Below are 16,229 nucleotides of genomic sequence, written 5' to 3'. Positions count from 1 at the left end.
CAATGATATGAGGACATCATGACCGTAGGTACATCGGGCAACGACACTCTGACGGGCACGAACGGGGATGACACGCTGAGCGGTCTCGGCGGAGACGATTTGCTAACCGGCGGGCTCGGAAACGACAGCCTTGATGGCGGCGATGGCAACGATGTCGTCATGGGAGATGCGGGCAATGATGAGCTGGCTGGTGGAGTCGGCAATGATGTCTTGGTCGGTGGTGCCGGCAATGACAGTTTAACAGGCGGCGGTGGCTTCGATATTGCGGTGTTCAGCGGCCATTCTGCCGATTATCAGATCGTGGATCTCGGCAATGGCACGGTCCAGGTCACGGATCTGCGGTCCGGTTCGCCGGACGGCGTCGATATCCTGGCCGATGTAGATCAAATCCGGTTTCTAGGGGACGACCCATTGCCCGCCAGTGTCGTTCAGGTCAGCAATCCACTGCTGTTTGGATCGGCTGAGCAGATCATCGCTACTGCGGCGGGCGCGCAATTTGCCAACGTCGTCACCCTGGCAAATAGCCATCATCTCTATACCTGGAACGAGAACGGGACGGTCAAAGGGCAGATTATCGCCGCGAACGGACAGGCTGTTACCGGCGTGCTGCCACTCGGTTCTTCCAGCGGCAAGGTCAATGTTGCTTTGTTGCCGAATGGTGGCTTCGTGACAGCCCGCATCACAGGCACGATCTTGTCGGTAACGCGCTACAGTGCCAGCGGCAGCGTCGATCACGTCGAGACGATCACAGGCGTCTCACCCTATGCCGGTGCCGGCGCTTCCAATGGCCTTGGCAGCTATAATTATCGTGCATCCATCGCGGTGCTTGCGGACGGCAGCAGTGTCGTTGCCTGGAACAGTTATGGCGGCGATGGTCTCTATGACGGGATTCGTGCGCAGCATTTCGACAGTGCCGGTGCGCCGGTGGGATCATCTTTCCAGGTCAATGAGGTCACGGGCGATTATCAGATCCTTCCGATCGTCACGACACTCAGCAATGGCAATTACATCATCACGTGGCAAAGCGGCGCGATCGCTAGCCAGTATGACGTCAAGGCACAGATCTATACCGCCGGCGGCGTGAAGATCGGCAATGAAATCGCGTTGGCAAATGTCTCCGGCAGCAATGAGGGCACCGTCAGTGTGTCAGCTCTGCCAAATGGCGGCTTCGTGGCGACCTGGTTTTCGCTTGAGACAGTCAATGGTTCGGCACAGGACATTTATGCTGGCGTCTTCAATTCCGCCGGCCAGCCGGTCATCAGCAATTTCAGGGTGAATACCGGGCTGTCCGACTATCAATGGAACCCATCGGTCACGGTCTTGAAGGATGGATCTTTCGTGGTGACCTGGGACAGCGCGAAGACCGGTGAATACAATATATCTGGACAAAGATACAGTACGTCCGGGGAAAAGCTGGGGACGGAGTTCACTGTTAATACATATCTTGCCGGCGGGCAAAATCTCTCGTCGATCACGGCAGACGCCGATGGCGGCTTTACCGTCACTTGGCAGTCGTCCGACGGCACCATCCGCAGCCGATCGTTCGACAGTCTCGGTACCCAATTGAGTCTGGCGCCGATTTCGCTGACGGACGGCGACACTGGAACGAACACGGTAGCCGAGAATGCCATCAATGGCACAGTCATTGGCGTCACAGCGCTGGCGGAAGATCTGGATGTCAGCGATACGATCACCTATTCATTAAGCGACAATGCGGGTGGGCGATTCCAGATCAACGCAACCACCGGCGTGGTGACAGTCTTGAACGGTGGTTTGCTCAATTACGAGACCGCAACAAGTCACAGCATCACCGTCGTCGCGACGGATACCGGTGGCCTTAGCCGGAGCGAGAGTTTCAACATCTCCGTCACCAATGTGAACGAGGCGCCTGCCTTGCTCTCCGACAGCGATACAGCGATCAATGCCGTGAATGAAAATGCTGCGACAGGGACGGTTGTTGGCATTGCGGCGTTGGCAAGCGATCCGGACGCTGACGATACCCTGACTTACAGTTTGAGCGACGCCGCCGGTGGTCGATTCCAGATTGACGCCACGACGGGCGTGGTGACGGTGGCGAACGGAGCTCTGCTGGATTTTGAAGCGGCGACGAGTCACAGCATCACGGTGATGGCGACGGATGCCGGCGGTCTGACCAGGAGCGAGACATTCTCGATCGCGGTCAACAATGTCAACGAGGCCCCGGCAACACTGGTCGACGATGACTTCACGACCAACAGTGTCGCCGAGAACGCAGCGACCGGGACGGTCGTCGGCATCACGGCGCTGGCGAGCGACCCGGATTCGGGTGATACATTGACCTATAGCCTGGGCGACGACGCCGGCGGCCGGTTCCAGATCGACGCGACGACGGGTGTAGTGACGGTGGTGACCGGTGCTTTGCTCGATCGTGAGGCGGCGACGAGCCACAGTATCACGGTGGTGGCGGGGGATGCCGGTGGCCGAACCAGGAGCGAGACATTCTCGATCGCGGTCAACAATATCAACGAGGCCCCGGCAACACTGATCGACGATGACTTCATGACGAACAGTGTTGCCGAGAACGCAGCGACCGGGACGGTGGTCGGCATCACGGCGCTGGCGAGCGACCCGGATTCGGGTGATGTATTGACCTATAGCCTGAGCGACGATGCCGGCGGCCGGTTCCAGATCGACGCGACGACGGGTGTAGTGACGGTTGCCAATGGTGGCCTGCTGGATTTTGAAGCGGCGACGAGTCACAGCATCACGGTGGTGGCGACGGATGCCGGCGGTCTCACCAAGACCGAGACATTCTCGATCGCGGTCAACAATGTCAACGAGGCCCCGGCAACACTGGTCGACGATGACACCACGACGAACAGTGTTGCCGAGAACGCAGCGACCGGGACGGTGGTCGGCATCACGGCGCTGGCGAGCGACCCGGATTCGGGTGATGTATTGACCTATAGCCTGAGCGACGATGCCGGCGGCCGGTTCCAGATCAATGCCGCAACCGGCGTGGTGACGGTGGCGAACGGTGCCTTGCTCGATCATGAGGCAGCGACGAGCCACAACATCACCGTGGTAGCGACGGATGCCGGCGGTCTGACCAAGAGCGAGACATTCTTGATCGCGGTCAACAATGTCAACGAGGCCCCGGCAACACTGGTCGACGATGACTTCATGACGAACAGTGTTGCCGAGAACGCAGCGACCGGAACGGTCGTCGGCATCACGGCATTGGCGGGCGACCCGGATTCGGGTGATACATTGACCTATAGCCTCGGCGACGATGCCGGCGGCCGGTTCCAGATCAATGCCGCAACCGGCGTGGTGACGGTGGCGAACGGTGCTTTGCTCGATCATGAGGCAGCGACAAACCACAACATCACCGTGGTAGCGACGGATGCCGGCGGTCTTACGAGGAGCGAGACATTCAGCATCGCGGTGACCGATGTCAATGAGGCGCCGACAGCGATTTCCTTGTCAAACGGATATGTCATCGAGAACATTGCCGGCGCCGAAATCGGCACGCTGACCGTGTTCGATCCCGATGCCGGGGATAGGCATAGTTTGTCAGTCTCGGACAATCGGTTCGAGATTGTGGGCGGCAAGCTGAAACTGAAATCTGGCATTAGCCTTGACTTCGAGACCGAACCAAGTGTCGCGGTGACGATCACGGCGACGGATTCAGGTGCTCTGAGCAAGGCGCAAGTCTTTACAATCAGTGTGGTCAACGCAACCGAGCAATCTGGCCCCGGCGCCGATGTCATAGTTGCAAGCGGCGGCAGCCGTTCAAGTGTCACACTGCTGTCGGATGGTCGCCAATTGGTAACCTGGCTCACCAGCGGCGGAGCCAAAGGCCGTTACTACAACATGGCGGGTGTCGCCTTGGGCACCGAGTTCTCGCTGGGGACTGCCATTGGCTTCAGTGCCGTCGCCAGTCAACCCGGCGGCGGCTTCGTGACAGCGCAAGTTGGCACAAGCGGCCAGCTCCGCGTGCAGCGATATGATTCGACCAATCAACCGATCGGAACCGCCTGGACACTCAGCGCGTCTGTTGTCAGCAGTACCTATGGGTATGCGATCTATCAAGACCGAGTCTCAGTGACGAGCTACTCCGATGGCAGTTACATTGTGGTCTGGGGAGCAAGCGGGGCCGATGCAAATGGTTCCGGCATCGCCGGCCAGAAGTTCGACAGTAGTGGAACGCCGGTCGGTGGGGTATTCTCGATCAACAACCTGACCACCGGCAATCAATCGTTGTCCGACGTGATTGCTCTGGCGGGCGGTGGCTTCGTCACCGTATGGAGCGACTATGGTACCAATAATGGGGACGTCAGGGGCCAAGTCTACAATGCCCAGGGCCAGCAAATTGGCACCAGCAGCTTTCTCATCAACACGACGACCACTGCCGATCAATTCGCGCCGGCCCTTGCGGCGACTTCGGATGGAGGTTTTGTTACCGTCTGGAACTCCTATGGTCAGGATCTGCCCAACGATTGGGGCGTCTATGGTCAGCGATTCGATAGCACCGGCCAGAAAGTTGGTGGCGAGTTTCTGATCAGCACGACGATCGCCAGCAATCAATATCACGTGCAGACAGCCGGCCTCACCGATGGCGGGTTCGCCGTTGTCTGGTACTCGACCACGGGCAGCGGGGTCTATGGGCAGCGCTACGATGCGGCGGGTCAGAAGATTGGCGGCGAGTTCAGCATAGACACACCTGGCGCCGGTGGGTCGGAGCCGTTTGTGGCGGCGTTGCCGGGCGGCGGCTTCGTTGTCAGTTGGACCGCGTCTGGTGGGGTCATTCATACGCGGACTTTCGGCGTCACGAACACGAATGCATCTCCCTTCAATCTAATCGACGCCAATTCCGCACCAAATGCGGTAGTTGAAGAGAGTGCCGCAGGAGTCCTGGTTGGCATTTCCGCTCTGGCAACCGATGCTGATCTGGGAGACACGCTGACCTACAGCCTTACCGACAATGCGGGCGGTCGGTTCACCATCAATGCAGTGACCGGCATCGTAAGTGTTGCCAATGGTACGCTCATCGATTTTGAAACTGCTACGAGTCACAATATCACAGTAAAGGCGACCGATGCCGGTGGTCTATTTGTGACGCGTAGCTTTACCATTCAGGTTATGGATGGGAACGATGCGCCGACCCTTGTCGCTCTTTCAAATGCGTCGGTGGCTGAGAATGATGTCGGTGCTGTGGTCGGGACTCTCGCCGTCAGCGATCCGAATGCTGGGGACACGCACAGTTTCAGCGTCTCCGATAGCCGCTTTGAAGTAGTAGCCAATCAGCTGAAGCTGAAGGACGGAATCAGCCTTAACTATGAGTCGGCCCCAAGCGTTAACGTCACAGTAATGGCGACGGATGGCGGGGGCTTTCGAAGACACAGGCATTTGCCATTGCGGTGAGCAATGTCAATGAGGCTCCGACGGCGATTGCCTTGTCCAAGCTGACCGTACCGGAAACGAGCCCGGGCGCAGAGGTCGGAACGTTGAGCGTAGCGGATCCCGACGTCGGGGACACTCATAGCTTCGTGGTCTCTGATAGTAGATTCGAGGTTGTTAACGGCAAGTTGAAACTCAAAGTCGGCGTTAGCTTGGATCTTGCTGCTGAGCCGCATGTGGCGATCACCGTTACTGCGACGGATGCCGGCGGCTTGACTCGTAGCGAGGCCTTCTACCTCGAAGTCGAGCCTCTCAGCAGTGTCGTGGTCATCGCCACCGGCTTCCTCAACCAGACGGCGGTGTCGGGTTCGACGTCGGGCACAAACTCGACGGTGACGACGCTGTCGGATGGTCGTCAGTTGGTGACATGGCTGAATAGTGGTGCGGTGAAGGGACGTTTCCTGAATGCGGCGGGTCAGGTGCTGGGGGCGGAGTTCAGCCTGAACAGCGTGTACTCGTCCGGTGGCGGGATGGGCGTCACGGCGCTGCCCGGTGGTGGCTTCGTGACGGCGCGGGCGACGGGGAACAACACGATCGACCTGCAGCGCTATGACGCCAGTGGTGCGGCGGTTGGCGCATTGTGGGTGCAAGCGGCCTCGGGCGTGGTCAACCAGACACCGTCGATCACGGCCCTGTCGGGTGGCGGCTATGTGCTGACCTGGCATCTCCCGGGCATCGATACCAGCAGCACCGGTATTGGCGGTCAACGTTTTGCGGCCGATGGCTCGACCATCGGGACGACGTTCCTGATAAACACAACAACAGCCTCCAACCAGACGCAGCCGGACATCATCGGGTTGACCGGTGGCGGTTTTGCAGTGGTGTGGTCGGATGACTCGGCCGGCAACCAGAATATCCGCGGCCAGATCTTCGATGCCTCGGGCAACCAGGTGGGTGGTGGGGATTTCCTGATCAACTCGGGCGGTACCGACACCCAGACCACGCCGGCGGTGACGGCGCTGTCCGATGGTGGGTTCCTGGCGGTGTGGGGGTCGTACAACAACCAGGATGGCGATGGCTGGGGTGTCTATGCCCGGCGCTATACGGCGCAGGGGGCGGCAGTCGGGGCTGAGTTCCTGGTCAACACGACAGTTGCCGGGAACCAGTACCAGCCGCAGGTCGCGGGGCTGAGCGATGGCGGCTATGTCATCGTCTGGCGTGGTGTCAGCTCGACCTACGCCCAGCGCTATGACGCGACGGGGGCCAAGGTCGGCGGCGAATTGCTGGTCGCATCGAGCGGCACGGAGCCGTTCGTGACGGCTCTCCCCAATGGCGGATTCACCGTCAGCTATACGGGGTCGAGCGGTGTTATCACCACACGGACCTATAGCGATGGGACAATCCTTGCAGGTGATGACGGCGACAACATCCTCACGGGATCGTCCGCCAATCAGTATCTCTCAGGCGCAGGCGGCAATGACTCGTTGCAAGGCTTTGACGGCAACGATCTTCTGATCGGCGGGGCTGGCAACGATACGCTGGTCGGCGGTGATGGAGCGGACCGCTATCAGATCGGCCGGGGAACGGGCCAGGACCTGATCCAGTCCTATGACACCGACGGTGGAGCAGATGCCCTCGTCATTGCTGCATCGGTTGCAAATGACCAGCTTTGGTTCAGTCGAAATGGGGATGATCTGATGGTGTCTGTCGTGGGGACAGATGACCGAGCCACTATACAGGGCTGGTACGCGGGGACGGGCTACAAGCTCGATCAGGTGCAGCTGGCCGATGGCCGTTTTGCAACTACGGCCGATGTCGAGCAGCTGGTTATGGCGATGGCGAGCTTTACGCCACCGCCGGTCGGCCAAATCAATCTCGACAACACGACGAAGCAGGCACTGGCGCCGGTACTTGCCGTCAGTTGGCACTGAGAAGGAGATGGGGTGGCCGAAGGGGGCCATCCCATCCAATCTCCAAGTTAGGAAGGTAGAGGGCTGAATGGAGAGCGTGGAGGATGAGCGCCGCGCCGAGCTTCAGGAACGCCTCGGCATGTCTATGTCTGCAGCGTTGCGCAGCGTCATGAATCGCCGGCTTTTTTTGCAGGCCCTTCCTAACTGGATGACATCAGGCCAGGCGAAAGTGCGGTCGTTCTAAGTCAGAAACACGCATACCGCATGGCTTGCACCGTCGTCCGTCAATGGCACTCGAATGGGGCTGTCAGGCAAGTCGCGCCCGTCCAGCGTTGCACGTGGGGTGCTGTCGCGACCTTCTGTGGACGTCGAGACGACAATGTTGTAGCTGGCCGACCCGACCTTGACGGTGGCCTCAAATCCAGGCCAGTCCTTTGGTAGGCAGGGTTCGATCAGCAGGTCGGCGCCACGCTGCCTGATGCCGAGGATGCCTTCGATCCCGGCGCAATAAAGCCACCCCGCCGATCCCGTGTACCAAGTCCAGCCGCCGCGACCGACATGCGGCGCCACCGAATAGACATCCGCGGGCACAACATAGGGTTCCACCTTGTAGCGCCCGACTTCGGCCGCGGTGCCTGCATGATTGATCGGATTGAGGAGGTTGAAGAGGCGTGCCGCCTTGTCGCCATCGCCGAGTTTCGCCAGGGCAAGCACGGTCCAGGTTGCGGCATGGGTGTACTGGCCACCATTCTCGCGGATGCCGGGCGGGTAGCCTTTGATGTAACCGGGATCCGGCAGCGAATGATCGAAAGGTGGCGTGAACAGCAGGGCCAGCTTGTCCTCTGGCTTGATCAGATGTTCCTCGAGCGAGGCCATGGCGCGATTGGCCCGATCCGTCGCCGCGGCACCTGACAGAACCGCCCAGGACTGGGCAATGGAATCGATCCGGCATTCGGTGCTGAGGGCGGAACCAAGGGGGCTGCCGTCATCGAAATAGCCGCGCCTGTACCAATTCCCGTCCCAGGCTTCAGTTTCCAAGGCTGCCTGCAGATCCTTGGCGTGAGACCGCCAGGCCCCGGCGCGTGCCAGATCGCCGAGCGAGACAGCGAGATCGGCGAAGGCGATAAGTGTCGCGTAAAGGAACCAGCCAAGCCAGACGCTTTCGCCTTTGCCGTCCTCGCCGACCCGGTTCATGCCGTCATTCCAATCGCCGGTGCCGATCAAGGGCAGGCCGTGTGCGCCCGTTTCTAGGCTGCGATCGAGGGCCAGGACACAATGTTCGTAAAGGGAGGCCCTGTCCTCCGACGTCATCGGCTGGAAGAAGGAATCATGCTCTCCGGCCGCCAGGGCCGGTCCATCCAGGAACGGCACTATCTCGTCCAGAACGGTTCGGTCGCCCGTCGTGTCGATATACTGCGCGGTGGCGTAGGCCAGCCAGATACGGTCGTCTGAAATCCTTGTGCGCACACCTTGTCCCAGGGGCGGCAACCACCAATGCTGAAGATCGCCTTCCCGGAACTGGCGGCCCGCGGCATGCAGCAGATGCGCGCGCGTGAGATCAGGTCTGGTCATGGCGAGTGCCATGCCATCCTGCAACTGGTCACGAAAGCCAAAGGCGCCGCTCGCCTGATAGAAGCCGGAGCGTGCCCAGAAGCGGCAGGCCAGCGTCTGGTAGAGCATCCAGCCGTTGAGCATGATGTCCATGGCGCGGTCAGGCGTCTTGACCTGGATCGTGCCCAGCACATCGTCCCAGTGATGGGCGACCTCTTGAAAGACCGTGTCTAGGTCAACGGCGCGATAGCGCTTGACGAGTTCTTTCGCCGCCGCGCCGTTGTCGGCATCACCTAGAACAAGGGTGATTTCGCGGCTGGCACCGGGTGCCAGCTCGATATCCGATTTGAGGACGCCACATGGATCATAGCCGGCGCCGACATTGCCCGAGAGTACCAGACCGTTATTCAATGCGGCAGGTGACTGAAGAGTGCCATTGCGCCCGAGGAATTCGCGCCTGTCTCCGGTCCATTCTGTCTGTGTCCCGGCAAGGTCGACGAAGGCGACCCTGTTCTGGAACGCGGCATTCCAGCCGTTCTGCGCGAACAGCGCGCCGGTTTCAGGATCGATCGTGGTGACAATGAAGGGTGCCGTCGTGCCTCGCTGTGCGCCCAGAATCCATTCGACATAAGACGTTACCGACAGGTAGCGAATGCGGTCGGTGGTGTTGGTCAGTTTCAGCCGGGATATTTTGATGGGATCGGCGAGTGGGACGAATTGTAAAAGATCCGCAGCTATCCCCTGAGTTGTGTTCTCGAAACGACTGAAGCCGCGGCCGTGACGGGCGGTGTAACGCGCTCCGTGGCGGTGCAGGGGGAGGGCGGTCGGTCCCCAAATGCCGCCATTTTCCTCGTCGCGGATGTAGATCGCTTCGCCGGCGGGATCGCTCACCGGATCGTTCGACCAGGGCGTCAACTGATGTTCCCTGCTGTTGATTGACCAGGTGCTGCCGGTACCCTCGGCGGCGACGTTGAAGCCAAAGTGGGGGTTGGCGATCACGTTGATCCAGGGTGCCGGTGTTGTCCGCCCGGCCTGCAGAAGGACCGTGTATTCCCGGCCATTGTCGGAGAAGCCGCCCAAACCGTTGAAGAACTCCAGCGTGGATGTGTCCGGGTCGCGTTCCGGCAGATCGTCGGCAACCGGGGCGCGGGTTTCGGTTTTCCTTGGTTCCGCCGGTTCCGGCATCGCTTTGATGCGGTCGAGTTGCGCCGATAATTTTCCGCGCCGCGCGATCAGAAGAATGCGCGCGACGGCTGCCAGCAGGCTGCGGGCCTCGATCGAGATGATGTCCGCGCGGAGCGCAAAGACAGATCCGCGGCCCGGCGTCTCGCCCGGCGTCGGGCGCGATTGGCTCGCCCGGACGGCAGCCTCGATCGCCAGCTGGAGGTCCTGGGTGTAGGACGTCGCCCGTTCGTTGAGAATGACCAGATCAACCGAAATCTGCTTCATGCGCCAATATTCATGGGCCCGGAGTGCCTGAAGCACGACAGCGATATCCTCGATGTCGTCGATGCGGAGCAGGGCGATCGGCGCATCGCCGGAAATGCCATGCTGCCAAAGGCCAGATTGCGGCCCGCTGCCGCGACGTATCATCTCCTCGGCAGGGCGCAAGGCGTTGTTGGCATAAAGCAGATGGCTGGCGAGCTGCTGGAAGGTGTTCGCCTCTTCGGGATCGATATTGAGGTGCCGCAACTGGACCTGCGCCTGCGTCCAGGCCAGGGTCCCGGCGCGCTGGAAGGCGTTGGCATCCTGGTGTCGGTCGATAAGGTCGAGCAGCTTCTGCCGGGAGGACGCAACGATCGTCCAATAGGCCACCCGAACCGTGCTGCGGCCGTCGATGTGCAGGCGTCTACGCATGGCGAAGATCGGATCGAGCACGGTACCGACTGTTCCAGACAGGGATTCTTCCGTCACACCGATGGGCGATCGAAGATTGTTGCCGCGTCCGATGAATACCGCGCGATCGGTCTCGACCTGCAATTCACCCAGTGTTTCACCCTCAACAACCATGATCTGGGCTGCCCAGATTTCCGGCTCCGAGGGTGAGCGCCGCCGCCTCGTGGCGATCAAGGCGCCTAAATGAGCGAGATACTCGGTCTGAACAAACATCTTGGAGAAAGCCGGATGAGCCGCGTCCGCGGCCTGGGGTGCCAGCACCAGCTCAAGATAGGACGTGACGTCGATTACCCGTGTCGGTCCGGCGGTGTTCGTGATGGACAGGCGGCGCACTTCCGCGTCGTCTTCGCCGGACACGACGACCTCCAGGGTTGTCGTCAGCGTGCCATCGCGGCGCTGGATCTCGGCCCGGTCCTCCGAGAAAGCGACACGATATCGGTCAGCCGCGATGCCGCTGGGCTGGTAGCTGGCCGACCAGCTCTTGCCGCTCTGAGCGTCACGCAGGAAGATATAGCTGCCCCAATCGTCCCGTGTGACGTCTTCGCGCCACCTGGTGACCGCAAGATCCTTCCAGCGACTGTAGCCGGAGCCGGCGGATGTCAGCATCACGGCATAGCGGCCGTTGGAAAGGAGATGTGTCTCCGGAATGATACTGTGCGGAGAATTGAAACGGCGGTTCTTGGCGGGCGGGAAATCCAGGCCCCTGCCCAGTGGTGCGATTTCCTCGATTTTCGGTCGCTCGAGGGCGACGTCCCTGGGGGTTCGTTCCTGCAACAAAAGCTCGGATGCCTGGATGACCGGCTCCGCATGAAACCGAGATCGCATGGCGCCGTTAAAGAGGGCATTGGCGACGGCAACGATACTCATGCCCTGGTGATGGGACATGAAGGCGCGAACGATGGCAACGTCTTCTCCGATGGGCAGGCGCTTACGGGTAAAGTCCAGAGCTTCATAGAAGCCATATCGTCCCAAGCCACCGATGCTGGCGAGATGGGTGAAGTTCTGCAGCGAGGCTGCCGGGTCAACCATCAGTGCGAGGGCCGTCGCGTAAGGAGCGATGACGGCGTTTTCTCCAAGCCCTCGCTTCAAGGCGAGACTGGGAACGCCGAATGGCGAGTATTGATAGGTGAATTCCAGATCGCGGACATTGTATGCGGATTCCGAGATACCCCACGGCAAGCCCAACTGCTTGCCGTAGTCAATCTGACGGCGGACAACGAGGCGATTGGTGCGCTCCAGCAATGTGCCCGCGGGTGCGCGCATGACGAGGGACGGCATCAGATACTCGAACATCGACCCCGACCACGAGATCAAGGCAGCGCCGGACCCGATGGGTGTGACAGTTCGGCCAAGCCGGAACCAGTGGCTGGTCGGGATGTCGCCCTTGGCGATGGCGAACAGGCTGGACAAACGAGCCTCCGATGCCAGGAGATCGTAAGAGCTGGGATCGAGCTTGCCATCATTCACCAGATAGCCGATGGAGAGCAGCTCTCGTTCCTCGTCGAGGAGGAACGAGAAGTTCATGGCAAAGGCCATACGTCGCGACATCTCCTCGATCCCCGTGAGCTCATCCTCGCAAGCATCCGCGGCCTCGGCTGACAATGTGAGGTCCTGGAGATGAGCGTGGATGGCGCGCCGCAGCGAATCGATCCAGAAAAGGAGATCGACATGGTCACCCAGCGTCTCAGCCTCTGATCGCGCGGCAATCGTCAGTGAAAGCATGTCGGTGAGAATGGTAACCGTGACGTCGGGCTCGATCCGGCCGCGTCGAATATGATCTACCAATGCCGCGAATGTATGGTCGAGCGATGCGTCCTGATTGAGCGCGCGTAGAGCCTCCTGCGCCAGCCGCAGATCGTCGGAGAGGCCGTCAAAGAGTTGCCTCGTATCCAGGCGGGGCTGTTCCCGCCAAATGCGGCAGGCATTGGAGAGGGCAATCAAGTGCCCGGCAAGATTACCGCTATCGACAGTCGAAATATATCTGGGATCGAGCGGACGCAAATCGCGCGTGTCGTACCAATTGTAGAAATGTCCACGGTATTTCTCCAGCGACTCCATGGTGGTGAGCGTCGCAGTCAGCCGTTCGGTGGTCTCGCACAAACCCAACCAGCCAAAGTCCCGCGCGCTGACGGTGGAAAGCAGGTAGAGTCCAAGATTGGTGGGCGATGTGCGATGGGCGAGGGCTGGCTTCGGATCTTCCTGGAAGTTGTCCGGCGGCAGCATGTGATCGTCGGCCGTGACGAAGGCTTCGAAGTAGCGCCAGGTCCGGCGGGCGATGAGCCGCAGGGTCAGCGCGTCCGACGCGGGGATTGCCAGACGGCCAGCGTCGCGGGGCGAGAGGCTGATCCAATATGCCGCAGCGGGTGACGCAGCCCAGCACAGGATGATCGGCAGGGCGATCGACCAGGCAGGCGAGGCCGTCAGCCAGATGACAAGGGCTGCTCCGACGGCGAGTATCGCGCCGCCTGCCATTTGCCGAAAAAAGCCGCTGACCGTTAACTGGCGATCGATTTTTCCCTGGGCGGCGGTCGTCCATTCAAGCAGGTTTCGCCGACTGACATAGACCCGGTACAACGTGCGTATGATCGCGTCAGACATCAACCAAGCCTGATGCGGCAGAAAGACGATGTGACTGACGACCTGCAGGATCGTCAGGCGAAAATCGCTGCCCAACGCGCGCAGATGGCTACGTGGCGTGACGTTGAGGCGCTGGGGAAAGATGGCGGCAAGCAGTGGGACAAGTGGCGGCATTGCGATGGTCGCCAACAGAAATAATGACCAGATCGCGGCCGCCGGCAGGGGCAATGTCCATCCGACAATCAGCGCGGCAAGAATTTCAGGTGCTGCGAGGGAACGCCGCAGATTGTCCGCCATCTTCCAGAAGCCAATGGCCGAAAGTGCGTCGCGCTGCCCTGTCTTGGCGTGGCGGATGTGACGCAGCAGCCAGGGGAGCAACTGCCAATCTCCCCGCACCCAGCGATGCTGACGCGCCGCGGCCACGTCATAGCGGGCAGGAAACTCTTCGACGACCTCGATATCGGAGGCAAGGCCAGCGCGGGCGAAGATGCCCTCGAACAGATCGTGGCTGAGCACGGTGTTTTCCGGAATGCGACCCAGCAGGGCGGTGTCCACCGCGTCCAGGTCATAGATTCCCTTTCCCGTGAACGAACCCTCGCCGAACAGATCCTGATAGATGTCAGACGTGGCAGTCGCATAGGGATCGATCCCACCGGGCCCGGAGATGATGCGCTGGAACAGCGATCCCTCCCGGCCCATCGGCAAAGAGGGCGTCACGCGCGGTTGCAAGATGCCGTAGCCTTCCGTGACACGGCCGCAGGCACCATCGAATGCCGGATGATTGAGGGGATGTGCCATCTTGCCGATCAGTCGTCGGACAGCTTCGCGCGGCAGCCTGGTATCGGAATCCAAGGTGATGACATAGCGGACACCCTGGGGAACGATCGGGAGCGGACCGCCGATGCCCATGAAGCTGGTATCTGTCGCCAGGCGTAGCAAACGATTGAGTTCATGCAGCTTGCCGCGCTTGCGCTCCCAACCCATCCATCGACCTTGCGGTTCGTTCCAGAGCCGCCGACGGTGCAGGAGGAGAAAACTGCCATCGGGATAGCGGCGATTGAGTGTTGCGATACCGTCAACGGCAATCTGAAGAAGTGCCGCGTCTTTCCCAGTCTGCTCGGTGGCGGCGTCCTTCCAATCGGACAGCAAGGCAAAATGGAGCGCACCCTTTGGGCTGGTCAGGTAGTGGATTTCCAGGCGTTCGATATGTTCTGCAATGGCCGTAGGGCTGGTGAGCAAAGTTGGAATGACAACCATGGTGCGGAGATGATCTGGAACGCCGTCGGCCAGTTCCATGCCCGGCAGGATCACGGGCGCGAAGCCTTTGGTGACGTCGCGGTTGATCAGAGCGGTGGCGAGATCAAGTGCCGGCATGAAGCCGAGACATATCAGCAGGGTCGTCATCCAACCACTGATGGGATAGCCAGCGATCGCGACCATGGGCAGGGCGAGGAGGAGCAAGGCAAGAGCAATCGTACTGGCGACGTAGCCGCCGATGCCACGCTCCACCAGGAAGCGTCGCAGCCGCAACCGCAGTGGAGGGCGGAATCCGATCGCGGATTCGAGGGCGTCACGACCGTCGGCGATCAGATAGAATCCGGGTTCGTCCGCCCGTCGCGGCGACCCACTGCCGACGGCAGTCGAAAGCGATCTGGAGGTGGCGGCAAGTACCAGGGCGTGGGTCGCGATATCAATTTCCGGAACCTGCGATCCACGTGACAGTTCTTCGATGGCGGTCCGGTAGAGATTGCGCGTGGGAAAGTCCATCTGCTGGAACTGGCTATCTCTTCCCAGGATGGCGTCAACAAGGCTGACGCTCTCGACCAGTTCCGACCAGTTTACGGCGGAAACCAGCCGCATGCTGGTGATGATATTGCGTACGGTCAGATTTGATGCACCCTGGCGGTGCTGTTCCTCGCGGACGATCACCTCGGATGACGTGTTCCATCGAGCGAGATGCGTCTCCAGCCATACCAAGGCGGGTGTTACCCTTGGGTCCTGATCGCGCAGTCTCTGGACGAGTTGGACCGCGAGCGCTGGTGGCAGCATTGGCCCATCCAGCGGTCCGAGGACGGTTTCGACGGCTTCCGGTTCGATATCCTTGGTGCCGAGCAGGCGATCTGCCAATGCGTCGGCCTCTTCACGTCCGGCCCGGGCGGTCAGGATTCGAACGGCGGAGCGACGCAGGTTTTCGACAAGAACGATACGGAGCGTGATGGCGATCGCCCATAGTTCGCCAATCGTCAATGGTTGGACGCGCTGATAGGCCTGGACGAAGCGTTGCAAAGCGATTGCATCGAAATGGCTGTCAGTATGCGCCACAAAGGCCCAGGCAATTCCGAAGACCCGCGGATATCCCGAAAAGGGGCCATCCGCGAGTTTTGGCAGCAAGCGGTAGTACCCGTCCGGCAGATCGGTCTGAACTTCACGCACCTGGGCTGCGACGACGTGATAGTTGTCGACCAGCCATTCGGCGGCCGGCGTGATGAAGCGGCCTTGATCGAGCGCGGTCGCGATCGTCTGATGGGCCTCCAGCAAGATTGCGGCATTGGCCGTCAGACGCCGAACCAAGGAGGGGACGCGGCGCGATTTGACCGAGATGGCTTGGGCCGCGGCCAGCGTTTCGGCGTGCTGCTCCAGTCGATCGACGCTGAAGAGTTCTTCGCGGATCGGCACATCGCTGTCCCAGGGCGAGTAACTACCGACAGTTCGGAACGAAGCAAGGAAGGATGCGATCAAAATGTTCCCTTTTTCGCCTGAGAAAGGCAAAGGGCGGGCGCCATCTGTTCCTCAGGTCGTGTAGTGGGTGACTTACTGCCGGCGATGCAGATGCCAGATGCGTCGATTGGCGAGAGATTGCCCGCGAACGACAATTCTGCCGTCGCCCGTGATTAGCCCGTTTGTGCCGCAGAA

At 60.6% G+C, this 16,229-nt stretch carries 4 protein-coding genes; 3 read left to right on the top strand and 1 reads right to left on the bottom strand.

The features are described 5' to 3' along the window. Window positions 1-18: 18 nt before the first annotated feature. The 3 genes from IPK59_20110 (at window position 19) to IPK59_20100 (ending at window position 7,536) form a co-directional block, all read left to right on the top strand. Window positions 19-5,406, top strand: a complete 5,388-nt coding sequence (locus IPK59_20110; protein MBK8160965.1) for a cadherin domain-containing protein — start codon at window positions 19-21, stop codon at window positions 5,404-5,406. A 32-nt stretch (window positions 5,407-5,438) separates the two neighbouring features. Beyond that, window positions 5,439-7,313, top strand: a complete 1,875-nt coding sequence (locus IPK59_20105) for a hypothetical protein (GenBank protein MBK8160964.1) — start codon at window positions 5,439-5,441, stop codon at window positions 7,311-7,313. 67 nt (window positions 7,314-7,380) lie between these two features. Further along, complete coding sequence (locus tag IPK59_20100) at window positions 7,381-7,536, top strand: hypothetical protein (GenBank protein ID MBK8160963.1); 156 nt, start codon at window positions 7,381-7,383, stop codon at window positions 7,534-7,536. Here the strand turns inward: IPK59_20100 and IPK59_20095 are convergent. Beyond that, on the bottom strand, window positions 7,533-16,055 hold the full coding sequence (locus IPK59_20095) for a glycosyl transferase (GenBank protein MBK8160962.1): 8,523 nt from the start codon (window positions 16,053-16,055) through the stop codon (window positions 7,533-7,535). The two genes, IPK59_20100 and IPK59_20095, sit on opposite strands and share 4 nt — an antisense overlap. Window positions 16,056-16,229: the final 174 nt, after the last annotated feature.

The sequence above is a fragment of the Rhodospirillaceae bacterium genome, from assembly GCA_016712715.1.
Taxonomy (GTDB): domain Bacteria; phylum Pseudomonadota; class Alphaproteobacteria; order Dongiales; family Dongiaceae; genus Dongia.
Note: the sequence above shows the minus strand (reverse complement) of the source record. Positions and strands in the feature narration are given on the sequence as shown.

Coding starts and splice junctions, on each gene's coding strand:
- IPK59_20110 (MBK8160965.1), top strand. CDS start 19: ATGACCGTAGGTACATCGGGCAACGACACTCTGACGGGCACGAACGGG.
- IPK59_20100 (MBK8160963.1), top strand. CDS start 7,381: ATGGAGAGCGTGGAGGATGAGCGCCGCGCCGAGCTTCAGGAACGCCTC.